Below are 24567 nucleotides of genomic sequence, written 5' to 3' on the forward strand. Positions count from 1 at the left end.
CAGTTACATAGCTCACATTATGCACATAACCCACCGAATGTAGATTACAGAGATAGCGGAGATGATGTTTGAACGGCCGAATTAGTCAGTTTCGGCTCGACCGCTCAGCATCTCGATGACTTCCTGAACCCGCTCCTCATCCGCTTCGATATCCCGCTCGCCAAGGATCTGGAGAGCAACCTCGTCACCGTGGTTTGCAACGACCTGTAGGCACGCATCTTGAAACTCCCGCCCTTCGAACTCAGAAACATCGAACATCGAGCAGGCAGCCATCACTGACGACCGCATTCGAGTAACGCCATCCCACGTCTCATCACGGACATAGAATCCATGCATATCGGTCTCATCAAAGGAAAAAGCCGGTTCATCCTTATCCGAGTTACCCGGGTTCTGCGTTGATTCAGACTCATCATCCACTTCCTGTTCACTCTCCTCGGCACGAGATTGGATGTTTGCTTCTGGAGCGACATCTTCATCGTCGGCCGCTTCTTCCCCTGCTTCTGTTTGTTTGAGCTGTGCAGCGATGTCGCCGAACTGGTCGTCTTCATTAGGCATGGGTGTGATCCTCCACGAGATCCGCCAAGTGGTCGAACTTCGGAATCTGATCGCAGTCCTCGTCGAATGCCGAAACCGGCATTCCTTGCTTGAAGGCCCGAGAAATAGCCGTCCGTTCGCGGATTCCAGGCTTCGGGATGTCATCGACGCTCCGCGCCGGGTCATCGAGTGCATCGAAGATTTCTGGATCGATCCGTGCATACTCGGGAACGAATGATCCAAATTCCCGATTGAGATTCTCGACGAGTGTGCGATGCTCATTGTGCTGCCCCATTGTTTCTCGGATCATGTTTGGCGTGACGGCGAGGATGTCCAAGCCGATGTTCTCTCGGATAGGAGAGATCTGACGGCCGATCATCTTGTTCAGTCCATTGATCGAACCCGCCCGCGGAATGAGGGGGACAATCACACTTTGGACAGCGATGAGCGCGTTGTCAGAAAGCTTGCCTCGGCCACCCGCGGCATCGATGACAACATAATCAAACCCGTTCTCAATGAGCGGTTCGACGACATTCCGCCGGAGCTTCACGTCCGCGAACCGTTCGTCCTTCAATCTCGTCTCCACGTTCTCCAATTCGTCACTCGACGGAAGGAGGCTCACGCCGAATTCCGTCTCAATCAGCAACTCGCGAGGATCTTCACCGTCAATAAGTGCATCGCCGAGGTTTGCTTCCCGGTCGTACGCATCGTCATAGCCCAACTGGGTCGTCATATGCCCATCCTTATCGAGATCGATCAGAGCCGTCTCATGACCTCGGGCAGCGAGGCGATCAGCGATATTGAGCGCGATCGTCGACTTTCCTACACCCCCCTTCAGGAGCGAGACCGCTACGCCGGGGAGCCCCTCGAACTCTCCAGTACTCATCGGTCAGCACTCCCACGAGAAGAGGATTTTGTACATTTTGTAGATATCCTACATTGTGTTAGTTTTGGATGTGGTGTAGATATCACGGGTAATGTACGTTTTGTTGCGCTCATACATGCTCAATGTGGTTCATCTGCCTTAATTCTGCGTCAGACGGAGTTGGCACATCATATAGATTGCGTACAAAATCTAAATTCTGTACGCAACCTGTACAACAGAGACAGGTTTCATTCTCAGGGCGATTCACACAATCTGCATAATGTGAATTATTGGTGTTGCCCGGATAGCGTGAATTACGAAGAATTCCCAGATAGACAGACAAACAACACATTTTGTACACAACGTCCACAACAAACTCATCCTACAGTTTCGACGAAATCTACACAATGTACATAATATAGATTTTGTATGCTGTTCAGATTGTGTGGGTATTGTAAATGGTTCATAAAATCCATTCGGTTGCGACTGCTCTCCTAGAATATCGGAGGCTCGAGATCCCGGAGGGTCACCTCTATCGATTTGTTGTGTGAAAGTCCACCAAACCGGATAGACACACCCCTATCGACTTGTTCTTGTCAGCGGTGGAGCTGAGTCATCGATGACAACCACACCCTTATCGATTTGTTCGAAGAACAGGTTACTGCTTGAGCTGTGCGTTCACAATAGAACGGAGCTCGTCATCATGGACGTCGTCTAGACGCGAATCTTCCCGGAGTGTTTCGAGGATGGTCTCCGGGTTTTCACCAAACGTGAACTCGAGGTAGCTGCCCGAGTGTGGCCCTTGGCTCTTCCGCTCTGTCTCGACCAACGAATACGTCGTGAGTTCCTTCATCTTATTCACGTACGTCTCTTGGTGATACTGATCCGAACCGAGAGTGCCCGTAAGATACTGATACACTCGGTACCCAATCGGGCTTTTCGCTGCACCAGTTCCAGTTTCACGTGCCACAGCCGCAGTCGCGAAGAGACAGAGCTTCTTCTGCGTGCTAATCCCACGGGTTACCTCTAAGACGCGGTTCTGTTCAACCTTATCTTGGGCTTCTCGAACGTGTTCTTCCAGGACTTTGTCGGCACCTGTTTTTTCTGCAATCGACCCCGCTGTTCGCATCAGATCGATCGCCTTCCGTGCGTCCCCATTGGTTTGTGCGGCGAATGCTGCTGCGAGCGGAATGGCGTCGTCACTGAGTGCATCCTCGTGAAAAGCATCTTCACGGGCCTGGAGGATTTCCCGGAGCTGGTTGGCGTCGTAGTCGCTGAAGTGGACATCCTCGGGGGTAAATGAACTGAGAGCACGACTACCGACACTCTCCATCATTTTCGTATCGTTAGTAATGGCGGTCACGGAGACCTGAGCGCTGATTTCATCGGTGCTTCCGGCACGAGAGAGCTGATAGAGAAGCCGGGAAAAGGCTGGCTCATCCTTATCGCGACGACCGACGAGCATATCGAGTTCATCCAGGATGACCACGACCGTATCGTAGTGTTCGTTAATAAGACGGTAGAGTTCGCGCCATTTTTTCTTGGTTGGAATGCCGTGTTCTGGAACGTCGACAGTCGTTCCGATGTCGCTTGCCACCTTTCGGGCAAGCTCGTAAACAGCTGCACCGAGGGTCCCCACGTTCTGGCAGTTCATCTGGATGACGCCGAACCGGATATCCCGACTTTCGCAGAGTTCAACGATGTTCTGGCAGACGGCATTGATGATGAGCGATTTCCCGGTCCCAGACGGTCCATAGAGGAAGAGGTTCGGTGGCCGCTCGTTACTAATCGCGACGCGAAGGTGCTGAGTGATATCGGTAAGCTGGGTATCACGGCCGACAATCCGTTCCTCATCGACGATCTCGTTCGGTTCGAGCAGGGAACGGTTCTTGATGAGACTCGCAGCTTCCTCCTGCTCGAGGATGAGATCTTTGATAGAACCCGTAGACTGAGGGGTTTCCTCGGGACCAGGGTCTGTGGGCATACTTGACCCACTCTATCAGGATACTAAAAGTTTCCCCTGTCGATTTCTTTTCTGCCGGTATGACGCTCAGAAACAGGATATCGGGAGGTTACACTACTGCCTTCCTTGACCTCCGACGATTTGTTAAAGAGTCTTCGCCTGGATCGATTCACGATAAGTTCAGGACACCCTCTCACCCCTATCGATTTGTTCTAACCACAAAGGAGGGGAGGGTGGTCGAATCCTCGAATGGACCGACGTTGCATCTACGGCACGATTAGCACAGAACTGAGAATCATCTTCTTTATTTTCTTCTTTTCTTTCTAGTACTAGTCTAGAGCTAGCTAGAAGAACACACCTCTATCGATTTGTTCTAATTATGTCCCCTCTGCCCATTTCCCGACAAACGGCTACTTAAAAGAGGGTCCAATAGAATCGCAAGACAGAGAACAGGGACGTGCAGCTGTTTGTCGCCTCTTCTGTTTTCCAGGTTCTATTCCTATCGTCTCACCTCTATCGATTTGTTCCATATGCCTGCAGTCAGCCGAATACGGTACTATTTGGATATATAAATGCCGAGGTTATCAAAGGACGATTTCTGGTAAGCTATCCTCTCGTGGATTCCCTGTAATTGACCTCCTCCCTCCGCCTTTTTCACCAGAACAAATCGATAGGGGTGTGAGTGTGGTCCTGTGGATCACCGTCAGGATATATTCGCCTATCACGTCTGGAGAGCTGCTATTCTCAATTTCGGCATTTTCTCTTCATTGACGCTATAGTAGCCGCCCCTGGATTCCTCTCCAATGAACAAATCGATAGAGGTGACTCTCCGTATGCGGTGGTTTCGGTGAACAAGTCGATAGGGGTGCGTCTATTCACCTACTCGTCCGAATTAACTGGCCCTTTGTATTTTGATTTGATACGCTCTCCCTCCCGCCACTGCCAGTAGTAGTAGCGGTTATCGTTGATTTCTTTCACCGTGATAGTGGCTTTTGAGGGGACATCGTCAGGAAGATCCGCCGGCTGTTTCTCGCTGTGGTCTTCGTCCTCCTCTTGCTCGTTCAGCCGCTTTTCGCGCTCGCGATACTCAGCCAGTTCCTCGGCATATTGGGTGACATGACGGAGGAGATCCGGTGAGCAACCATTGAGTGTATTGACGAGATCGGTTGGGAGGTCCTGTGGTGGAGTGGGTGGCGAATAGGACATCGGGCGTAATTCTATTAACCAACACAGATGCCTTGCTCTTAGTATTGTTGGTTAAACAGTGACGAGAACCAAGACACTACTCATCTCAGTACTGAATTTGTCGAGAATTCGTTCATTACAACTTGGAAGCGAACATAGGCAGATTTGAGAAGATAATCGAGGGAGTAATAGTGCACCCACACAGCGGTTTTCCTGAGTTAGTCTTTGATGCCACGAACATCGATATTCAGCCACTGAAGGTCGCGATCCTCGAAGGCATCCCGTATCTTCTGCGGATCGACGTCATCGCTGAACTCGTGTTCGTTCCACTGCCCGCCACCCACACCCTTGTTGTGGTCGATCGTATTCACAAAGCCGAACATCACTAACTTAGAGAGATGGTTGAACATTCCACGTTGGGTGAGCGGATCCTTCCCACTCTCATTGTTGTAAGCACGAACCACTCGGGCGTACGCAGAGTGAATGGTGCGTGTGCGAGCTGGCGTAAGTCCTGCAGTATCGAGCAGGGCGAGTGCTTTGAGAATATAGAGTTTTTCATCGTCTTGGTCAACTATCGATTCAACGATATTTCCATACTCCAAATCCTTGTCGGCCTGTCGAATATGACCCTCCTCGATCTGCTCGGATCCATTCTCCTCGGCGATTTCTGCCGATCGCCGGAGGAGTCGAATTGCCCGCCGAGCACTTCCTGACGCCTCTTGATAGGCGAGTGCGGAACACAAAGTAATCGTCTCCTGATTGTAGGCGTTATCGTAGAGAGCGAGTTCCGCACGAGCACTAAGAATCTCACCGAGTTCTTGAGCATCGTATGCAGGGAATTTGATTTCAGTTTCACACAGGCTGTCTTTCACCTTCGGAGAGAGGTTCTTTCGGAACGTGTAATCGTTACTGATACCGATGACACCAACCCGGACGTTTTCGACGTAACCAATGTCTCGGGAGCGAGGGAGTTCGTAGAGAAGGGTATCGTCGTTCCCGATTTTGTCGACTTCGTCTAAAATCACGAGGACGGTTCCATCGAGCGTATCCAGTTCCTCGTACATAATGTCATAGACGTCCTGGGGAGCGTATCCAGTCCCCGTGATTCGGTTGCCCGTATCGCGAAGTCGGTTCACGATCCCAACGGCGACCTGATATGATGAGGTTTTGTGGTCGCCCGTGGTGAAATTCTCGCAGTTAATCCAGATGACGTTGAGAGTGGTTTGCTCACCTTCGGGAAGTTGTTCGTTCTTCCGTTCAATATCGTGCTCAAGATTTTCTCGAAGATATTTCGTCGCAGCGGTCTTTCCGACACCTGTATCACCGTACAAGAAAGCGTTCTGTGGAGGGCGTCCTTTGTAAATCGGTTTGAAAACGCTGGTGTACTGGTCGAGGACATCGTCTCGACAAATGATTTGCTCGGGTGTGTAGTCTTCTTCGAGCACATCGGCGTTCTTGATCAGCTCAACATCATCGGCGAAGATTGAATCAATATCATCCATGTGAGTATGTATTGATGTATGCACCTACATCAAACTTTCCCGAGTTTCCTGAGTTTCCTGAGTTAGGTGATTTTCACCCCTCTCACACAGCGGATTTCCTGAGTTCCCGTTCTTTGTCGATAAGGAGCAATCACGAGGTAGTCTCTAAATCACTTATAAACACTAGTCTAATTAGAGACACTAAACTCAGGAAAACCGCTGTCAGACACAACCACGTCTGCGACTTTTACTGTGAAATTATAGCGGCGATTACTACTACTACCAATACAGTTATAATAGATAGTAATAGTAGCAGTATCTTGAGTCGAAGCGAAAGTCGTTATGTCTGGCGATTAACTCCGGAAAACCGCTGTTAGAGAAATACGACCGTCTGTTTCTTCCTCGCTTTCGTGTGGATAACTCCGGAAAACTGCTGTGTGAGAGGGGGCTTTGTTACCCGAGCAAAACGTCTATACAATCGAGAAAAATCTACAATCTCTACAAACGGTAACCCGAGAATTCGGTGGTGATTCCCTTATTTGGCGCGAGATTACACCTTCTTCGGTTTGTACTCGGAGAGAGCACCCTTGGGTGTCGGTTTGACGGTTCCTCAAGCATTATGCGTGTGACGTGTTTGAATAAAGATAATGACGGAACAACGGGCTATCCACAGCCTGCAGGACATTCGAGAGACGAAGTTAGGAACGTATGCGAACGAGCCGCCGTTAGTGAGTAAGGATTTCAAACTGGAGGCGGCAGACAGTGCAGACTACAGTCGACGATTCGTGTTCGAACTCCTGCAGAATGCGGACGACGAGATGCCGGATAGCAGTGACGAGTCACGCGAGATTCGGTTCGAACTGCGCAGAGGCTGTCTACTCGTCGCCAATACCGGCCGGCCGTTTGATGCTGCAGACTTGGACGCGATCACGACGCTCACGCAGACCACAAAAGGTGACCACGCCGGTGATGAAGCCACTATCGGTCACAATGACGGAGGGGCAGTGGGCCGAGCAACAGGCTGCTCAAGAAGGAGGGTTCTTTGAGGAAGGTGTTCACGGAGAGACGCTTACAGCAATGTACTGTTTCGATTGTCTGATTGGCGGAGTGGCAGATCCTCTCGATACTGAACCCGTGCTGTTTGACAATCGGACCGAGGTAGAATTCAAGTAATTACTGTCTCTCAAAGCAGGCCCGATCTTGTCTCCGAGGTTGCGGCTGCGCGCGCAACGAAGGTGAGCACGGAGCGGAGGGTGGGGAGGTGGGGTCTGGGTCGGTCCAGCACGCAAAAAGAAGGCCGTGTACGCTAGTTACGCTTCCCACCACCGTCCCCGCTCGGGAAAATGGATCGTGGTCCAGCCGATCAGAGCCACCGAGACGCGCCTACTGTTCCAGTTCTTCGCAGCTGACACCTTTCCAATTTCTGCCTGTACTCCGACCCTCCCTGAATCCCCTCCTTGCAACACACCGGATTCACAGCTCGTCCCCCAGTATGCGCCGTGGCTCCTGTGCCCCTTCCCATCCCGCCACGTCGTGTATATCCCTTACCTCATTAAACCACTAATGAGGCGAGTGGTGCCATTTTGTCCCAAGGCTTTACATCGGTAGTTCCTGTCTTTGGTTGTATCGATGATTTCGAATCGGCGATCGCCACTCACACCACTTGCGCAAGAATCGCTCGAGACACTCGCAAACGCACTGCCGAGTGACGGAGAACTCACGTACGAACAAGCGTACGCAACCCTCAAAGATCGTGAGGAGCTCGAGCAGCCTGCTGCCGAAGATATCATCGAACGACTCTACATACGGGGCCACATCTACGAAGTCGAAGGAAAGATCCGGCTGACGGATTACCGGCCTGAATAGCAAGGATGCGTCGATGGCAAGGTCACATTCAGTACTCGAATTCGACGGGTCCAAACTCACTCCCTTCTCTGTTCGACTATCTCGATAATTGTCGCTGCCGTCGTCCGGATTCGTCCAAGCCGATCTTGAATCGCATCTGCATCATCGTCCTGCCATGCTGCGAGGTAGAATGCTGAGCCACTCGTGTCCAACCCAACGTATCGACCAACGATGTACGCGACAGCTTCTGCCTCAACTTCGCGTTTCGATCGCTCACACTTATCCTCAACATCGAAGTGAAGCAGTGCGTGCGCGTATTCGTGGATCAGCGTCACAGCGAGATCCGCCTGATTTGCACGATCTTTTGCTTCCACAATTGGCTGGAGGTCGTACAGACTCCGCTGCTTACAGATCCCCTTCGCCTTGCCGTGTTTCCAGTCATCAGCGTCGACGATACGAACCGTCACATTGAGCTCATCGGCTGCATCTTGGAGGGTGGGCACGAGATTTTCAGCATTGCCCGTTGCTGCGGTTTCCAATTCGGGAAGCGGTTCACCCTCCGTCTGAGACACATCGAAAACAGCTGTGGGTTTGAATCCGACGAGTCCTTTCGACCACGCTTCAGGTGGTGTCTCATCATATTCACAGTCGCTTTGCTCGTGGTAGGTGGGTGAATTCTCACATTCGGGACACTGCTTCGTGATGATGGGTGCCCAGATCCAGATTCCGTTCTCGCCTTCCTTCACGTGGCGTTCGAACTCAGATCGCCACGTGTTGTACCCAGCGACCTTCGTCGCGTTTGGACATTGAAGCGTGATCAAGAGCGTGTTCCGATGGGAGTAGTCATGGAATTTGGACTGGACATCTAGCCACTCCTGGAATTGCTGACTCGCTTTTGCCTCGTCAGTCAAAGCGGTGAGATCGTCAATCCAGTGTTCGATCGTGCTGTGCATCTCGTCACGTCGGGTGTCGTACTCGTCGAACGACACCGCTGAGAAGTCACTCGTCGCCATGAGTTCGTACTGGGCACTCCACTTCGGACTGCCCCGCACCCTTTCGGGGCCAAAAAACTGCTGTGTCCGAACGAGATACATCGGGCTTCGATCGCTTCTTCAGCACAGACGTACGTCGGGTTTACTTAACCATTTGGGAGTGAGCCTGCCGATGTGTGTGGTTTGTGTCGTGTATCGACGCGCTTCCTCCCCGAGGTCAAGCCTCGAGGCATCCGCGCTGTATTTTCTGTGAAATCCCGTCGTTCACTTCCGATTCAACGGCCCGGTAGTCCATCGCAAGATACTTTAAATACTGTATTGTTAGAGCAAACGTGTTAGGTATGGCAAAACAGAATGGCTCGGACGACGAGACCACGAGGTCGAATGAGGGGGGAGCTATTCAGCTTCCAATTCCGGCACCCAATCCGGAGTTATTCCGGCATAAAGCCACGAACGATATCCTCCGCCTGCTCCTCGACAACCCGTACGAGACGTTCACGATTCGGGAATTGAGCCGGCTCACCGAACACTCGACGTACTCTATCAAAAGCGCCGTCGATGTTCTTGAGGACAACGGCCTCGTGACCGCAGAGGCCGAGGGCAATCGGCGTCCTGTCGGTATCAATCGGACCAGAGTGAACAAGCCGGATGATCCAGTTCTTCGGATTCCACAGTCGGAGTTTCACGAGCCTATCCGAACGGCACTCGACCGACTCCACGCTGAACTGGACGACATCCGAGGCGTCCTCGTTTTCGGGAGTGTCGCCCGAGGACAGGCGGACAGGCAGAGCGATATCGATCTGTGGGTGTTGGTGGAAGATTCACGCGGCGAGCAGCATCGGGCGAATGAGATCGCAATGGAACTTGGACAGGAACGATTCGACGGGGAGCGATACGAGTTCCAAGTGATGGTTGAGTCAATTGAGTCGGCCCACGGTTATGCCGACCGCCTTACAGATATTTTTACGGATGCCATCACGCTCCACGAGAGCGAGGCACTCCGGAATCTCAAGGAGGAGGTGTTGACCAATGCCTGAGGATTCATCGTCGGTTCTCGACGCGCTCGATCGAGCTGAGGATGCATTCGGCGGCTACACGACCGGCGCACCCGAATACGAAGAAAACCTCGATCCGGAGGCGAATCAGCCGCCGGTTATACAGCTCCGAAAGGCGTGCCGACTCCTCGATGCGTGTCGCACCCTCCGTGAGCATGACGGCTACCACACCAGCGTCATTGAGATGTCGTTCGCCGCCATCGAACGGACCCTTGAATTCTATGCCCTGTCTGCGTCGAACGACTCGATCGACAACTTTCAGAACCATACGCGAGCCTACGATCGAGCCGCGGCGCTCGGTGTTTGCTCCGAGGAGACGGCCCGCCGTCTCAAGACGCTCTATATTGATAACCGATCAGCAGCGTATTATCGCGATACAGTTGCAACCGCTGAGCAAGCTGGAATGATGTTCGGTCTTGCTGTCACGATCCATGACCATGTGAAAAATTTCAGCCAGCAGTCATACGAGTGCTGCTGCAATAGTTAAACGTCCATAATGAGCCTGGGGGAATCCCAGTCAGTCCATCCGGTAGGCCACGTCAGTGTCGATGTCGTCGTACATCCGTCCGAGCATGTCAAGTGCTGATTCGAAGGTCGCGTAGTACTCGTTTGCGAACGCCACTGTTTCCTGGAGTGAGATGACGGGTCGTCCGTCGACCATCTCGGCCTCAATCTGTGACCGTGGTTCGAGGACGACCTGGATGGCGCCGTTGAGGTCATCGGCGGGCTGGCGTTCCTTCGCAGTCGGGATTCCGAATCGATCGAAAAATTCCGTCCAGGCGTCGACTTCGGACTCGTGGACGGTGATGAACAGCGGATAGTCCTCTGGGTCGCGAGCAACTTGGTAGCCACCACGGGTCCAGACATAGACCGCATCGATGGCAGTGAATGCATAATTCATACCCGCGAACTGCGGGAGAACATACGCTTCTGAGATTGACGGTGGCGAGATATCTGCTGTCGCAGTCAAAAACTCGAGACCGACGTCTCGAATCGTCTGATCGACGAGATGGAGGCCATTATCGTACGCGACGTACCCAGATTCCTCAATGCGGTTCACGACACGACGAATCGTCTCCCGATTCTCGTCGATTTTTCGTGCGACGCCGGAGATGGAATCTCCATGGTCAAGCGCGAGGATGACCTTGAGTTCCTTCTCACCACATACTTCGTACATCCTATAGTTACACAATTCTGTGCAACACCCAAAAGAATCACTCTTCGTGTGGATCTGTTGGCTGGATCTGCCGCACGTCATCGGCAACCTCGTGAACGTACGCTCGAAGCGCCTCCATGTCTTCTCGCGCCTCCTCTAGCGTTGTCGCCTTTACTTTGGCCGTGATTGTGTCCTGATCGCGGGTATCGGTGCCACGCGTGAGTTTCACCGTGAATGAGACGCCGACGTCAGTCCGTTCGACGTACTCCGTCTCGGTTGATGACTCGCAATTTGGATTCGATTCGACGTCTGTCTCAGGTACTGGGTTGGACTCAGTCATGTGTACTCCACGAGGGTCTCTGTCTTCCCCCGCACCCTTCAGGGGGCGAAAAACGTTCTCCTCACCCGACTCTGGGGAAGGGATGTTGCTTCGTTTACGTTCGGCGGTACAGGGCGCTCAAGCCTCGTCCTTCAGGACGAAGGATGTCACGGCGGAAGATGACGATCGTAGATGTTCCGTCGATGACCAACGGCTTCGACGATAAGAACATCGTCGTTCCGATTCCACGTTATTATGGCCCGATAGTCACCGGCACGCAGTTTGTAGTACGGATAGCCGGTAAGCTTCTCCAACCGATGGGATGTCCAATCTTTTGCTTCGTCAAGTTTCTTGACTAACCGCTCTTGTGGTTCGGTTTCGAGTCCCTCGAGAAGTTCGAGCGCTTTCGGTGTCCATTCGATCTCAGTCATCGATCCCGAGACGGTCCTTCACATCATCGTGCGACACCGTTTCATCACGCTCTCGTTGTTCACGGCTTTCAGCGAGGTGTTGCAGAGCTTCCTCGGACAACTGTGTTGGCGGATTGACTGCGTCACGAAGTGCGTCGCGGATGAATTCGGACTTGTTTGCATAGCCGCGCTCTTCCCAGACCTCGTCGATCTGGACGAGCAACGCCTGTGGAACCCGAACGTTGATTTTCTCCATCTCCCCGTCTGATCCTGAATCGGTGTCTGTGCTCATATCGTGTGATACGTGCGTATCACAAAAAGATGCTTCGGTTTCTGACACAGTGATCCATCCATATGGTCAGTAGTGGACATCCGCTGGAATGATCCACAGTTGCTCGTCGGCATCGAGCACATGCTCAAGGTGTTCACGATTACGAATTGCGTCCCCAAATTCGGTGTATAGGTAGAGCGACGGGCCACGATACGCCCCGAGATTGTAACAGGCGTGGCGGGCGAGATCTTTGTCGTGCATGAGTTCATCGTCACTGAACTCGTTGACTGCCGTTCTCACTCGTTCGAGATTCCGTTCGAACTCCTGCCTAGTAGCCTCCCAGCCACGCTCGAGGAGTTCCGCTCCATCGCCGGAGTCAATTGGTGCGACGACTGGAAGTTCGCCCCACCGAGCCTTGCCTGCGACGGACGACCGCTCGTCATCGAACATCACATAGTAATCAAAGATGGCAGCATTGTCGGGACCAGCGCCAACCAATCGGTCAAACGCTGATCTTCCGCATGCAAGTGCAGTCTCTTCAGTCGATGCTTCCACAAGTGCGTAAATTACCTGGTGCATATCAGTCACCTCGCCGACGCATTGGTTCGACACGACTCTATCACACAACACTTCATCTGTACGCCGGCACCCATCGCCGGCGCCAATAAAATCCTCCTGCAAGAAGCGCAGATTCACACGGGATTCGCGCTACTCTTCCGGGAGATCGCGCCGACCGGATCGCACACAGGGCCAACACGGAAAACCACCCAGTTCATCACAGTCACAGTCCGCTGGCTGGTCACTGTCGCTGTTTTCTACATGGTTTTCAGCTTCCTTCTCGATCTGTGTCCCGCCGTCTGCAACGAGGGAGTGGTCTGTCGCCGCTTGCAGGAGTGGCGTTCGAATTGCGACGCCAACCCGATGTTTGCATGCACCGTCGTACCGTGCATCAGCAGGACACTCACAGGCGATGGGTATCCCATCGCGAACGGTGACGAGATATTCATGATCGGCTGGTTTTGCGTGACTGGTATTTCGAACACGAACACCCCTCGTTGTGAGTGAAAATTCGAGGGCTTCGTACTGGGCGCGCTTTGCAACTCGCTTGGTGAACGTCAGGTGAGATAGGACGTTTGTACTGGACATACTTGCTCCACGAGGCACAGCTGCTGTGCCCCGCACCCCTCGGGGGCAAATAAACTCCCATCGGTATTCGCGACCGTAAGTTGCCGAAGAACTGAAAATTCGTCTTCTACAGGCGGAGTAGGGCGAGTGACTTAGGGTCGTTCGGAAATCAACGATTTCCGTGATGACGAGAATCTCCGATTCTCGAACCACTTGATCCCGAATACTCTACACCAAAATGGTATCGTTGATCTCCGATATACTGGCGAGTTCGATGACGATTTGCATAATCGTACTCGCAAGTGCTTATCTTGTAGCTGGGATCACCTCTCTATAGATAACTCATTCTCCATTTCGTTATCTATATTTGGCTGGGGACGTGTATTAGATAACAATGCGACCTGAAGACTTTGTTGCGAATCCTCCTGGTGAGGTCGAGATGGTTGACGGCATCTTTGCGTTTAGTCCTGATCCGTTACCCCCCGACCTCGATGCAACACACGAGCTGCTTACAGAGAACGGGGATGCAATGTATGCCGTTGGACAGCTCTCTGATTTGGATACGTGGCTTGACTCTCCTGAAGTTATCCTCAGTCCACTCATTCATCGTGAAGCCGTCGACTCCTCGAATATCGAGACGACGACACGTCTCACACTTTCGGATCTGTATCGACGCGAAGCCGGTGAGGACCCCGGCCAGACAGCGACCGAACGGGCAGACATAGCGGAAGCACAAAATTATGTCGAGGCGATAACCACTGGTATTCAGGCACTTCGAGAAGGAGCTGAATTGGATCGAGATTTATTGTGCCGGTTGCATGAAATTCTCCTTCAGGGTGCTCGAGGTGAACAGAAAAATCCCGGAGAGTTTCGGGACGATCTCGTGGGAATTGATCAGCCGGGAACTCCGCTTAGTGATGTACGCTTCGTGCCAGCACCGCCTGCAAGTATCCCATACGCGTTGCGCAGTCTCCTTCAGTATATTCGATCAGGACCCAGGTACGCACCGTTGGTAGACCTGGCCCTTATTCACTATCAATTCGAGACGATTCACCCGTTTCGGGACGGGAATGGCCGTCTCGGTCGACTTCTCGTGATGTTGGCGCTCTACAAATGGGATCTGTTGCCCGGCCCCTACCTCTATCCGTCGTCGTACTTCAACGCCAACCGTAATGCATACCTCGATAACCTCCTTGCAGTGAGCCGAAACGGTGCCTGGACTGAATGGATTTCGTTCTTCGTCCACGCGATTGCCGAGCAAGGACGTGAGGCATACACAGTCGCTCGTGAACTGCTAGCCCTTCGAGACCGCTACCGAGAGCAGTACCAAGCAGAGGGAGCGGTTATTCGCGAGGTCATCGATTTTACTATCGAACACCCATACCTCACTGAACCACAGGCAGTCTCGGCTCTTGGTCGATCACAACCAGCTATCAATCAGGCGATCCGAAAGTTATGGGATGATAATATTCTCCGCGAGACGACCGGCCAGCAACGGAATCGACGCTACGAAGCGCCAGACGTTCTTGCAATCGTCGAACCGTACAACCCCTGATTCGTGGGGAAATGGAATCATCAATTCCGCCAAAATGAGTAACTCCAATCGACCTTCAACCCATGTGGTCAGCTTTCCTTCATACCCTCCGTAATCAATCGAATCGATAGACTGCGATCCCATCGTGGCCGCAGTGGGAACAGCTGGTCGCCTTGACCTCAACCACCATGCCACACTGGCGACACTCGGCAATGACGGTGCTTTGTGACCGGCCAAGAAGCTGTGTCAAGAGATCTTTCATGCAAATTTCGCTCCCTGAACAGACCGCTGGTCGTCGATAACAAGCCCACAGTCCTCACAGACTGTTTCGATCATGTTCGTGGTGACCCGGCCGCCACATCTGGAACACTGGTTGGGTAGTTCGCTCGGTACGTCCTCATCGAAGCCGGTCGCGTAGCTGTTGCTGTGTATCATCGAAACCATTCCTCATCGAGACGCCCAGTCTGGAACGCCCCGCACCCCTTAGGGGGCGAAAAAAAAAATTCCCTGCGGTTGAATCTCAGCGAGAGTTACTCTGTACCTCGAACTCTCAGAATTTTTGTTCGACGCGGTGAGATCCGTTTCGCCCCATGAGAATGGGTTGTAAACCACGGATCCTGATATCCCAACTCGCGGGAATCCTCGCGCTTGAGTGCGGGGAGGATGTCAATCACCCCGTCTACTCAGACCATGTTCGATGGGTTGATACGGGTTCGGTGACTAGTTTTCTAGGCTGGAATGGCAGAAACAGATATTAATCAGGAAAAAACTGACCGACTACGGGAGATTTTTCTCGATGTTGCTGGTGATCACACAGTTACCGAAGATCAACAGGAGACCCCCGGAACACTTGCGAGCAATTCCGTGCCCAACGAATCCCTGCGTGCCATCATTCAGGAGATGAAGCAAAAGTATGGATTCCGAACATCGCTTGAGACTGATGAGCTCATAACGCTGGTTCGACTGTTCTACGAGGACTACTCGGATACCGCGATCGCACGCGAAATAGGGAATGCAAGTCGCGATAAGACTGTCACACGAGCACGAATCCATCTTCAATTATTTCGCGAGACGGATTTTGACGCTCCGGTCGACCTAGACGAACTTCGAGATCTCCTTGATACTGAGACATCGACTGCAAAGATCGCTGAGGCACTCGATACGAGCAAGAGCACCGTTGGGAGATATCGGCGGATACTCGATGCCGAACAGGCTGCTGAAGCAGTCGATCATCGGTATCAACAGCGATTCGAAGACGCACTTGCTGGCCCAGAAACTGATCAGTCCATCCGTGAGGCAGTGAAGAGTGGTCTTGATGATGCACTCGATGCATCTCCTGGGAAGAACTAGCTCCTCCAATCTTCGTTGCCTAGTGGAACGATGCTCTTGATCGGACGAACAGACAGGCTACAGCGTTAGTATTGGATACTAACTCAGTATTGCTTTCGATACTCCTACCGATGGGGTCACCTTCGTCGATTTGAGCCGTAGTTCCTGTCACCGTTGCTTGTCATCTCTACCAATGTGAACACTGAGAGGGGTGATCTCACGCGAGTCCACCAGTATTTATGTGCTATACAATCCTACACAAGGCTGCTGTGTGTCCATCTCGTTGTAGCAGAAAATTGTGACCCGCACTACTCGCTACAGCGACTTTCCTCAAGTCTGGATGCACAGCCAGTTATTGCGTCGGCAATCGGTCTAGTCTCGTCTCTCCTCTCGAGGGCTAGATTACACCGTTGTAATAGAGGCGGATCGCGAACGCGACCCCCTCCATTTCGCAGAAAATGACGCAGAAAAAGACGCACTCCACCGTAACCAACCGATTACTACCACCATGTGTCACCGGCAGTGCGGTGTGAATCTCGTGTGGTGGTGTGGTTCAAGCGGGGGTTCGACGAACCCCCGTGATTACAACGCTATAATCCGCTCCCTCCGTGGTTAGATCCCTCCCGCGTTGGCTTCGTGGGCGCGCATCCATCCAGCTAAGTCGGGGTGAGCGAACGTGATCTCGATATGATGGCCACCAACGCCCATTGCATCGTCCACACACAGCGTTCGTGACTCCTTGTAGGTCACGCCGGGCACACGCTCGGCCATCTCCTCCATCACCCGATAGCCGTCGTTCTTGTACGCACAGCCGTAGTGTGTTGCGACTTCCCGATAGCCCAACCGTGCGACCATCACATCGTTCGTCTTGGCGACGTTCTTCGCATGCTCGAGGACATCGAGATACTTGTCTTCGACCTGCTGGCTCTCGGCGCGCTTCTCGCGGAAGTTAACGAGTTCGGTGTTTTGTTCCGAACGCTGGATCGTCTCGAAGAGCTGACGACCTGCATTGGTTGCTTCCGCAGCGAGGTTCGGCGAGTCGTCGTCAACACTCTCTTCAGTCTCGTAGTCCCGAACGAGGTTGATTATACGCGACACCGACGCTCGCACCCGACTGTTCTTCTCCTCTACGTCGGTGAGGTCGTCGATATCCGATTCCACGGACTCGATCGTCTCTTCGAGACTACCGAGCTGCTGTCGGTCCTGAGCACGTTCTTTGGTCGCCTCTTCGCGATAGTCTTCGAGTTCATCGACTCGCTGTTCGAGATTGTCGATCCGCTCGTCTTTTTCGGTGACTTCCGTTTCGAGGTCGTCAACACGATCACTGAGCGACTGAACGTGCATGGCGAGGTCACCGATCGAGACGTTTTCGAGAGTGGACGCTCCGGACGTGGTGGGGTCACTCATTGGCAGGCACCTCCACTGTGGCCGCAGTGTCCTCTGCTGGCGTGGAGAGCCGCGGCAGGTGGGCGATGGTAGTGAGCGAACCAATACAACGGGTGGTCGTGCCGCTGGGCATGTGGGTGTACTCAAGAACAGTCATGGCAGAATCGGGCTGACTGGTGCAGTGGAAGGTAGTTTGCTGCAGTTCGTCCTGTGCCGTCGTCGTAATCGGTGAAGCCGTCAAGACGAGATGCGGTCCACAGCGTGTCGGTGCGTTCGTCGCTTTGACGGTGAGGATCGTCCGTGGCAACTCTGTGGTCGTGATACGAACGTGATCACTCGGTGAGAGGTGTGTAACGAGTGCGTCGGCATCGCGAGGGTTCAACGGTCGTGGTGCATTGCTCACGCCTGCTCACCTCCCGTTGGGTTGACGATGCACTCGACAGTCGCATAGGTGCGCAGCCACGCGTACTTCCCGGAGGGGGTGCGTCCGTACTGATCGAGCTTGGACTCGGTATGCTCGTACTCGTCGTAGTAGCTGTACTGCAACCGGTACAGATCGTTCGATGGCGTGGCGACGTACAGGACGTGCTCACCGGGTTCTGGTCCCCGGCAGGAGAGTGTGGGCTCCGAATGCTCACACTGATAGATGATGCCCGTGAGTGTGCGTGTTTGGGTGTGGATCTGAATCGGATCCGTACACTCTAGCGCGAGGACCGACCGCTGATCGGTCATTGGTCGGCCTCCCGTTTCTGACGAAGACGCTGACAGAGCTGGCACGGTGCGTACTGATCGTCTTGGGCCTCTGCACGAGTGCAATAGGCGAGTGGGTTGTCGGTCTGCAGCGTACAGAGTGTGTGATTGTCCGTATCGAGTTCGTGATAGGCGAAGGCGTCGCCGACAAATTGATCGACGATTGCGACCGTCTCATCGGCAGGATAGGGGTCGGCGGCGATGCGCTGGTCGCGTTCGACGTCGGTGAGGTTGCTGGTGAATCGGCTGTCACAGTAGTGGGAGTCGGTGATTTGCACCGCGTAGGTTCCACAGTGGGGACAGCGTTCGAATGTGTTCTCGATCTCCTCGGCGGTGATCGAGGTGGACGTGCGGGTCATCGCCCATCACCGCCGATGGCTGTCGCTCTCTCGAAAGGGCGTTCGGTGGGGGACATCTACGCGTGCACCTCTGTTGTGGTGGTGTGGGTGGCGTCGATGTCGTAACAGCGTTCGAGGATACGCTGGTAGTGTGTGCGGGTTTCCGCGTGGGTTTCACCCGGTGGTGTCGAAGGGAGCTGTGGATTGCCCGTTTTGGTGGTAGTGACCGAGCGGTAGGTGTCGGTGTCCTCGGGAATCTGGAAGCCCTCTTCGTCGTACTCGATCGGAAGGCGGCGTTCGAAGAATCGCTGGCAGTCCGGCGTGGCGTAGATGCAGTACAGGTAGGGCGCTTGGCTGGTGGTCTTGGTTCGGGTTTGAAAGCCCACGCGGAGTTCGACGAGGTATGCGCGGGTGATTGGCTCGTCGGTAGTGGGCGTGGGTTGGTCGGGGTCTTGGGCAGCGGTATCGGGTGTGGGTTCGAGGCGTTTGACAGGGTGGAAGGTGGTCTCGCCGAATTGAGCCTTGAGTGAGAGAGCGCCGCCGTTGGGTTTCTCATCGAAGGACGCCATTAGTGGTGGCCTCCGATATGGGATGGTTGGTAGTCGATGCGTTTTTCTACGGCAGGGGTATTGCTAGTCATGCTTCTGTGGCGTTCAGAAGCGCGGTCGGTGTTCCAGCACCGGCCTTTCTACAAGGCGTTCCGCGCTTCTCAGTTACTACTATGGTATTCTCTACAAATAAAACTTTGTACCTCAAAGTTTCCTATGCGAAGGTTCTGATGGAACACTGCAATCTAGATTCTGTATATCAGAGGGTTGGATACCCAACGATGAATAGCGATGCCAATAAATAATGTCTTTATGGACTCTTCCGACGATCTTAACAAGACAGATCTTGCCATTCTTGACTTATTAGCTGGCGGTCGTGAAACACGGGGATCATTAGCGTCCCACATAGAAAAACACGAAAACTACATTGGAGAACGGTTACGATGGCTCCGTGCTTATGATCTTATCCAATATCGACATGAAGAAACTGCTCTCTATGAAATCACTAACAAAGGGCGAGAATGGATGGAGAATCAGGTGTAGTGCTGTTTGAGTTAATATTTAAAGATAGAAGCACGGAAACACTGGAGGCGACGGAAGCAAATCAATTGTTTTAGCCTGCGGTCCTTATTTTCGGATCAATTTCTGTAGAATTCAAATCCTGTAGCGCTCATCCCGCCCCACCACGATTAGGAATCAACAGACTGCAATCTACGACCACTTCCAGCGGCGGTAAACGTATTAGTCACCATTCTTGATTTAGACTATGATTATTCGATACGTTGCTGAGGTAGACGGGGTAGTCCTAAGTTCTGAGATGACCACTTTCTCCATCAATAATTTCACTGCAAAGTTGCATTTCGGCACAAAGAATGGCGAGCAAAGGTTGGAAAGTGTCTCCATCGAACGCGCGCTCACGGACGAAGAGAAACGCACGTTCACAAATGCGATTGAGGTGCAAGCTGACGGTACCCACCATATGGAAATAAGCGGATACGAGAGCCTCAACGACGAGGCGAAAAATACGCTCCAGATACTGGAGTCATTATTCGGCCTCAAGGGGGTTAATAAAGTACACTGGGAGAATGCGAAGACCGAATACATTCCAGAGACAGAGGAAGAAGAGGATGAGGTGTATGCAACAGAATTTGAACTTTCACGGTCGTACCCACGTCAGCCATGTAATTGGAGATTCGACTTGTCTTCGTATGATTGGGATGTAGTGGAGCGGCTTAAAGTTCCCCTTGCCTTCTATCGAAGGGGCCAAAATCGCCACAGGAACTTTGACTATATCAGCGCAATTATCGAGTTTTACTTTGTGCTAGAGGGTCTCTTCGCCGAGGGAAATTGGAAGAATGTAGAGGACCGTTACATCAACTCAGACGAGCTTACAGCGATTGCGAACACAACTCTTGAAGACTTCCCTGATGAGAAGATGAGCGAGTTAGCGGAGTTCTTTGACTTCTACGAAAAAGAACAGACAGCTGATGGGTACCTTCGATTGATTACGACACTTCGCCATCAACTTCATCACTACTTCCACGAAGACGCGCGAGGACCTCATCAGCCGAATCCATTTGATGCTGAGGACTATCAGGTGGTCTCATTAGCACTCAGCCACACAGTCTTCTTGCTCCTTCTAACTCGGGTAGAGGGTATCGAGCGTAGTGATGACTGACCTCGCAGTTGAATATTCCTGATGCCTACTCTATTCTATAAGATTGTCAGTCACGTTTACTTCCCAGAGGGCCCCGTCATTCAGACCACTACCACCCCGTATTTCGTCTACACCAGTGACATGACTAACTTGTCGGCCAAGGATATTGTGTTATATATTAGAAGACCATCCTTGGCATCTCAGACACTGAGACAGCGGCAATTCGCGATTTACGAGCCTATTTTTAGCCGCCATCTTTTCGACGTGCAACATTGGTGGCCTTGGTTTAGTATTTGCCGTAGAGCTTAAATTTGTACGTCTCTGAAATGTATTGATGAGCGTTGAGCCTCCGTACTCTCATAACGCCGGACCTACTGCAGTCTCGCCCAACGTTCTACGAGTCGTTAGTTCCCACATTGAGCAATACCATCGGATGCGAGGTACCGCCCCGAAACGCTCAGCGTACGATGACAATTTCTGGATTTTCGGGATGGCTAACGAAGATGTGCCGCCAATCTACAAACTTCCGAAACCATACGCTGTCTACATCCTACAGTGCGAACAACCTCCAACTCAAGAAGTACAAAAACGAATCAAGGATAACACTGACGAGTTCTCGGACAAATTCCTTTCCGCCTATGCGCTATCGAATTCTCCGGTTGTCTATGTCGGCTACACCAAGAACCCTTATCGTCGTCTTGACGAACACTTTGACCCGAACGGTCGCGGTGCGAAATTCACACGACTCTTTCGACCCTCCCGCATCCAACATATCGAATGGTATGAAACCAAAGGTGATGCGAAAACCGCCGAGATAGCCACAGGGAACCATCTTTGGGAAACACAAGGCTACTTTCTCAATCCTTCTGTTCATCCGAAATATATTGAATAATTTTTCTTATATATGTTCATATAATTTATATTACATCCCGGGACTTCACATTTAATTGTTATATTTGATGATTGGAAAGATAAAGTATTCATAACCGGTGGTTTAATCGAATTGTAAAATTCCGTCCCGCAACATATAGGTTGTTTCAGTCAGATACATAGAAATATACACACTCTATGGGTCCTCCACTCAGTACAACAGTATGGCATGTTTCAGACAATGGAGCAGTGATTACGATTCTACCCAATGGAAGCAAGCTTGAGGTTGTAAATCCCAGGGACGACCTTCAGGTAGGTGATATAATTACGGTTGACTCTGACACGATAGAGTTCATTAATCTAGTTTCGAGGACAGGGTATGAGACCGGGAACAGTATAGGAATTGTTGAAGAAATCCACTCAGATAGTATTATCGCTAATATCAACGGAGTAATGCGGAAGGTAAGCAATCCGCTAAATATAAATATTGACGAAGGATGGACTGTCGAATTAAGTGACGCGTTCACGATTGTGTCCGTTCTCGCTCAGTATTCTATATCTGATGACCCACTTGAACGAGATACGAGCGAGGCAATTGACGGCTTCCGACAGTCGTCTGAAGATAGAGAAAGCCTCGATTTCGATGATTTTGGCGGACTCACAAAGCAGCATGAACACCTGATTCGACGGACAGGATTACTGCTCACAGAACGAGAATCCCTAGTTAATGTCGGGGTTGAAATACAGATGGGTGCGCTTTTCTATGGCCCGCCAGGTACAGGAAAGACACACTTCGCTCGTATCTTGGCTTCTCAGCTTGATGCAACGTTTTATCGTGTCCGTGGTCCAGAGATAATCAGTACATGGGTTGGGGACACAGAAAAGCTAATTCGTGACCTATTCAAAGACGCATCTGAGCGGAGTCCGGCTATTATTTTCTTCGATGAGATTGATAGTATCGCTGCTGACCGGGGAGGCGAAGGGAGGCAAGACTTCAGTCAACGTCTCGTTGCACAATTGTTATCGGTTATTGACGGATTCGACAAAGAAGAACATGGTGTGTTCCTTATTGCCGCAACTAATCAGCGCGACGAAATTGATGAGGCGTTACTTCGCCCGGGAAGATTCAGTTGGGAGGTGGAGTTCCCGAAACCTGATCCAGGTGGTCGAAAGGCGATAATTTCGGCACTTACAAGAGAGGACAACGGTCAATTTGAACTTTCGACATCTATCACGACAGAAGATATTGACGAGATTGTACAACTTACGGCGAATTGGACTGGGGCACACCTGAAGGAACTATTGAACGAAGCCGGGATTATTTGTGTCGAAGAAGGCAGAACAGAAATCGAATACTTAGATATGAGAAAAGGACATGAAAGGATAAGTGAACAAATGGGGGAAAGTAGACAATAACCTATGGGGATTTTGAAATGGACCTCACTGAGGATTAACAGTTTAATTCGAAGAGTCAAACTATGGCTTGGATTAGTAAACGAACCACCCCTCCGTGAATTTGTTTACTTAGATGAAACTGCTGTCATCAGTCTTATTGCATCGACAACTGGCGGTGTCACTGAGCAACAGAGTACACTAAAGCGGAGCCAAATCTCAAGCAGTATCACTGGTAATCTCTCTACAAAAGGTGGGGCCGCGAACGCCGGTCTCAGTAGCAATCTTAGCGCGACACAGGAGAAATCATCGGAGGTAGTTCGGCGCTACGTAATTCAATCGAATTTTACTGAACTATACGACCTTCGCAAAGACGATTTGATGATTTCAGACCAGATAGGTTCTGAAGATGCGGTTATTGCGAACTCACCCAATAAGGCGACTGAGTCGATATACTCGCTTGATGGGCTGCATGTTCAGACACAGAACCTGGAACGGGGTAACCTGATAGAATTAGATGTTGAACTGGGGTCTCATGATATTTATAAGATATACAAAGCACTCGACTTATTTTATGATATATTTGAATCCCTGCCGAACTGGTCTGAAGTCTCAGCGGAGATGGAGGATGAAGATTTTTCTGTGGACGACTTTGAGAAATTAATAGAACTAATCGATAAGTTCCTAACAGGCCTTGTTCCTATCGTTGGCCATGTACAGAACTATGGACTTGTTCATAAAGACGAGGAGGCACATATCTACAAAAAATCTACGTTAGATACGGCTGGGATTGAATATGAGAACATCAATATCGTTGGATTCGTAGAAGAAAACAAACTATGGGAAGATTCCTCACGGTTCTTGTTTGAAGAGAGTGAATATACTGCATACTGCCGGGTACAAGATGTTAAAGTCTCGAATGAATGGGTGCCACTGAAACTGATGGACGTAATAGAGGGTATCTCATCGGAAACAAGCGAATCTATTCAGAAACTCCCGGAGGTGTTCCGTCTGGGGACTAATGATGAGTCACCGAGCGATTCTAAGGAAGAGAATCAGGAATTGGTTCGAGAAGAAGTAGAACAATACCTTGACAGAGTAACGGAGAGTTTACCAAGTGAGGAAAAAATAGATATACTTGATGAGGTCCTTGAGGAGGTCGAAGCTGGTCCACTGGATATCGATTTACGAGAGGCTATGCTCATGCGAGCAAAATCAATATTGGTGCAACGGGACCACGAGGTCACATCTGATGAAGAGGAACGACAAATCAGAACCGACATTTTAGTCCGTGAGTCCGAGGAAGAAACCAAACCCAGTGTAGACTCGAATGCAGACTGGTTTCTTGATGTCAATTTCATATCTATATATTGGTGAGACGGATACAAGTTCTTCATCCAATTCTCGCTTTGCTGCCTCGCGAACCGACTCATCGTTTTCTCGCTTCCCTCCGATAAATTTCCAGTACCCATCTTCGGTTCGCCGAGCAAGCAAGTACTGGTAGCTGTCATCCACTTCAGTGCGTATCACTAACTGTGCAACATCCACGATATCAGCCATTG

Annotated in this window: 27 protein-coding genes and 2 pseudogenes; 9 read left to right on the forward strand and 20 right to left on the reverse strand. The window is 51.5% G+C overall.

Features of this window, described 5'->3' with window-relative positions:
• Positions 1-81: 81 nt before the first annotated feature.
• The 5 genes from AC1XDK_RS25465 to AC1XDK_RS25485 all read right to left on the reverse strand — a co-directional run bounded on the left by AC1XDK_RS25465 (position 82) and on the right by AC1XDK_RS25485 (position 6073).
• The gene (locus tag AC1XDK_RS25465; RefSeq protein WP_483352828.1) at positions 82-555 is read right to left on the reverse strand and encodes a DUF7970 domain-containing protein; all 474 of its coding nucleotides are present in this window, start codon (positions 553-555) and stop codon (positions 82-84) included.
• Positions 548-1420: a ParA family protein gene (locus tag AC1XDK_RS25470; protein ID WP_483352829.1), complete on the reverse strand. Its 873-nt coding sequence runs from the start codon at positions 1418-1420 to the stop codon at positions 548-550. The genes AC1XDK_RS25465 and AC1XDK_RS25470 overlap by 8 nt, the downstream gene beginning before the upstream one ends.
• Before the next feature lie 637 nt (positions 1421-2057).
• Positions 2058-3383, reverse strand: coding sequence for an orc1/cdc6 family replication initiation protein (locus tag AC1XDK_RS25475; RefSeq protein ID WP_483352830.1), 1326 nt, complete (start codon positions 3381-3383; stop codon positions 2058-2060).
• An 858-nt stretch (positions 3384-4241) separates the two neighbouring features.
• Positions 4242-4568, reverse strand: coding sequence for a DUF6788 family protein (locus tag AC1XDK_RS25480; protein ID WP_483352831.1), 327 nt, complete (start codon positions 4566-4568; stop codon positions 4242-4244).
• A 197-nt stretch (positions 4569-4765) separates the two neighbouring features.
• A complete protein-coding gene (locus tag AC1XDK_RS25485) occupies positions 4766-6073 on the reverse strand; it encodes a Cdc6/Cdc18 family protein (RefSeq protein WP_483352832.1) in 1308 nt (435 codons plus the stop codon).
• 602 nt (positions 6074-6675) lie between these two features.
• On the opposite strand from AC1XDK_RS25485, the gene AC1XDK_RS25490 reads away from it, so the two are divergent.
• The gene (locus AC1XDK_RS25490) at positions 6676-7074 is read left to right on the forward strand and encodes a sacsin N-terminal ATP-binding-like domain-containing protein (RefSeq protein ID WP_483352833.1); all 399 of its coding nucleotides are present in this window, start codon (positions 6676-6678) and stop codon (positions 7072-7074) included.
• 264 nt (positions 7075-7338) lie between these two features.
• Here the strand turns inward: AC1XDK_RS25490 and AC1XDK_RS25495 are convergent.
• Positions 7339-7434: pseudogene (locus tag AC1XDK_RS25495) on the reverse strand (DNA-binding protein); the annotation flags it as partial.
• A gap of 516 nt (positions 7435-7950) precedes the next feature.
• Complete coding sequence (locus tag AC1XDK_RS25500) at positions 7951-8886, reverse strand: ImmA/IrrE family metallo-endopeptidase (RefSeq protein ID WP_483352834.1); 936 nt, start codon at positions 8884-8886, stop codon at positions 7951-7953.
• A 320-nt stretch (positions 8887-9206) separates the two neighbouring features.
• Between AC1XDK_RS25500 and AC1XDK_RS25505 the strand changes: the two genes are divergently transcribed.
• Positions 9207-9902, forward strand: a complete 696-nt coding sequence (locus tag AC1XDK_RS25505) for a nucleotidyltransferase domain-containing protein (RefSeq protein ID WP_483352835.1) — start codon at positions 9207-9209, stop codon at positions 9900-9902.
• Positions 9895-10407: a DUF8154 family protein gene (locus AC1XDK_RS25510; RefSeq protein ID WP_483352836.1), complete on the forward strand. Its 513-nt coding sequence runs from the start codon at positions 9895-9897 to the stop codon at positions 10405-10407. The genes AC1XDK_RS25505 and AC1XDK_RS25510 overlap by 8 nt, the downstream gene beginning before the upstream one ends.
• A gap of 30 nt (positions 10408-10437) precedes the next feature.
• Here the strand turns inward: AC1XDK_RS25510 and AC1XDK_RS25515 are convergent, their stop codons facing one another.
• The 6 genes from AC1XDK_RS25515 to AC1XDK_RS25540 form a co-directional block, all read right to left on the reverse strand.
• The gene (locus tag AC1XDK_RS25515; protein WP_483352837.1) at positions 10438-11097 is read right to left on the reverse strand and encodes a helix-turn-helix domain-containing protein; all 660 of its coding nucleotides are present in this window, start codon (positions 11095-11097) and stop codon (positions 10438-10440) included.
• Between the two features lie 37 nt (positions 11098-11134).
• Complete coding sequence (locus AC1XDK_RS25520; RefSeq protein WP_483352838.1) at positions 11135-11416, reverse strand: DUF7389 domain-containing protein; 282 nt, start codon at positions 11414-11416, stop codon at positions 11135-11137.
• A gap of 146 nt (positions 11417-11562) precedes the next feature.
• On the reverse strand, positions 11563-11826 hold the full coding sequence (locus tag AC1XDK_RS25525; protein WP_483352839.1) for a type II toxin-antitoxin system RelE family toxin: 264 nt from the start codon (positions 11824-11826) through the stop codon (positions 11563-11565).
• The gene (locus AC1XDK_RS25530) at positions 11819-12097 is read right to left on the reverse strand and encodes a ribbon-helix-helix domain-containing protein (RefSeq protein ID WP_458190042.1); all 279 of its coding nucleotides are present in this window, start codon (positions 12095-12097) and stop codon (positions 11819-11821) included. The genes AC1XDK_RS25525 and AC1XDK_RS25530 overlap by 8 nt, the downstream gene beginning before the upstream one ends.
• Before the next feature lie 66 nt (positions 12098-12163).
• Positions 12164-12655 carry a DUF7995 family protein gene (locus tag AC1XDK_RS25535; protein ID WP_483352840.1) on the reverse strand — a complete coding sequence of 164 codons (492 nt, stop codon included), beginning with the start codon at positions 12653-12655 and terminating at the stop codon, positions 12164-12166.
• A 129-nt stretch (positions 12656-12784) separates the two neighbouring features.
• Positions 12785-13222 carry an SWIM zinc finger family protein gene (locus AC1XDK_RS25540; protein WP_483352841.1) on the reverse strand — a complete coding sequence of 146 codons (438 nt, stop codon included), beginning with the start codon at positions 13220-13222 and terminating at the stop codon, positions 12785-12787.
• 373 nt (positions 13223-13595) lie between these two features.
• On the opposite strand from AC1XDK_RS25540, the gene AC1XDK_RS25545 reads away from it, so the two are divergent.
• Positions 13596-14756 carry a Fic family protein gene (locus tag AC1XDK_RS25545; protein WP_483352842.1) on the forward strand — a complete coding sequence of 387 codons (1161 nt, stop codon included), beginning with the start codon at positions 13596-13598 and terminating at the stop codon, positions 14754-14756.
• A gap of 243 nt (positions 14757-14999) precedes the next feature.
• Here AC1XDK_RS25545 and AC1XDK_RS25550 read toward each other — a convergent pair.
• Positions 15000-15170 (reverse strand): annotated as a pseudogene (locus AC1XDK_RS25550) (TFIIB-type zinc ribbon-containing protein); the annotation flags it as partial.
• Between the two features lie 303 nt (positions 15171-15473).
• Here AC1XDK_RS25550 and AC1XDK_RS25555 point away from each other — a divergent pair.
• Complete coding sequence (locus AC1XDK_RS25555; protein WP_483352843.1) at positions 15474-16085, forward strand: response regulator receiver protein; 612 nt, start codon at positions 15474-15476, stop codon at positions 16083-16085.
• 591 nt (positions 16086-16676) lie between these two features.
• Here AC1XDK_RS25555 and AC1XDK_RS25560 read toward each other — a convergent pair.
• The 5 genes from AC1XDK_RS25560 to AC1XDK_RS25580 are packed head-to-tail and all read right to left on the reverse strand — an operon-like array spanning position 16677 to position 19107.
• Complete coding sequence (locus tag AC1XDK_RS25560; protein WP_483352844.1) at positions 16677-17471, reverse strand: hypothetical protein; 795 nt, start codon at positions 17469-17471, stop codon at positions 16677-16679.
• A complete protein-coding gene (locus AC1XDK_RS25565) occupies positions 17464-17853 on the reverse strand; it encodes a hypothetical protein (RefSeq protein WP_483352845.1) in 390 nt (129 codons plus the stop codon). Before AC1XDK_RS25565 ends, AC1XDK_RS25560 begins: the two co-directional genes overlap by 8 nt.
• Entirely contained in the window at positions 17850-18182 is a 333-nt protein-coding gene (locus tag AC1XDK_RS25570; protein WP_483352846.1) for a hypothetical protein, read from the reverse strand. Before AC1XDK_RS25570 ends, AC1XDK_RS25565 begins: the two co-directional genes overlap by 4 nt.
• Positions 18179-18559, reverse strand: a complete 381-nt coding sequence (locus AC1XDK_RS25575; protein ID WP_483352847.1) for a hypothetical protein — start codon at positions 18557-18559, stop codon at positions 18179-18181. The genes AC1XDK_RS25570 and AC1XDK_RS25575 overlap by 4 nt, the downstream gene beginning before the upstream one ends.
• 56 nt (positions 18560-18615) lie before the next feature.
• The gene (locus tag AC1XDK_RS25580) at positions 18616-19107 is read right to left on the reverse strand and encodes a hypothetical protein (protein WP_483352848.1); all 492 of its coding nucleotides are present in this window, start codon (positions 19105-19107) and stop codon (positions 18616-18618) included.
• Between the two features lie 745 nt (positions 19108-19852).
• Between AC1XDK_RS25580 and AC1XDK_RS25585 the strand changes: the two genes are divergently transcribed.
• From AC1XDK_RS25585 to AC1XDK_RS25600, 4 genes are all read left to right on the forward strand, one after another.
• Positions 19853-20764, forward strand: coding sequence for a hypothetical protein (locus tag AC1XDK_RS25585; protein ID WP_483352849.1), 912 nt, complete (start codon positions 19853-19855; stop codon positions 20762-20764).
• Positions 20765-21233: 469 nt separating this feature from the next.
• Entirely contained in the window at positions 21234-21635 is a 402-nt protein-coding gene (locus AC1XDK_RS25590) for a GIY-YIG nuclease family protein (protein ID WP_483352850.1), read from the forward strand.
• Between the two features lie 176 nt (positions 21636-21811).
• Positions 21812-23029 (forward strand): ATP-binding protein, encoded by a 1218-nt coding sequence (locus tag AC1XDK_RS25595; protein ID WP_483352851.1) that lies wholly within the window; start codon positions 21812-21814, stop codon positions 23027-23029.
• Between the two features lie 3 nt (positions 23030-23032).
• On the forward strand, positions 23033-24382 hold the full coding sequence (locus AC1XDK_RS25600) for a DUF6414 family protein (RefSeq protein WP_483352852.1): 1350 nt from the start codon (positions 23033-23035) through the stop codon (positions 24380-24382).
• Here AC1XDK_RS25600 and AC1XDK_RS25605 read toward each other — a convergent pair.
• On the reverse strand, positions 24290-24565 hold the full coding sequence (locus AC1XDK_RS25605; protein WP_483352853.1) for an NUDIX domain-containing protein: 276 nt from the start codon (positions 24563-24565) through the stop codon (positions 24290-24292). The two genes, AC1XDK_RS25600 and AC1XDK_RS25605, sit on opposite strands and share 93 nt — an antisense overlap.
• Positions 24566-24567 lie beyond the last annotated feature (2 nt).

This window comes from Haladaptatus sp. HS23 (assembly GCF_056892285.1).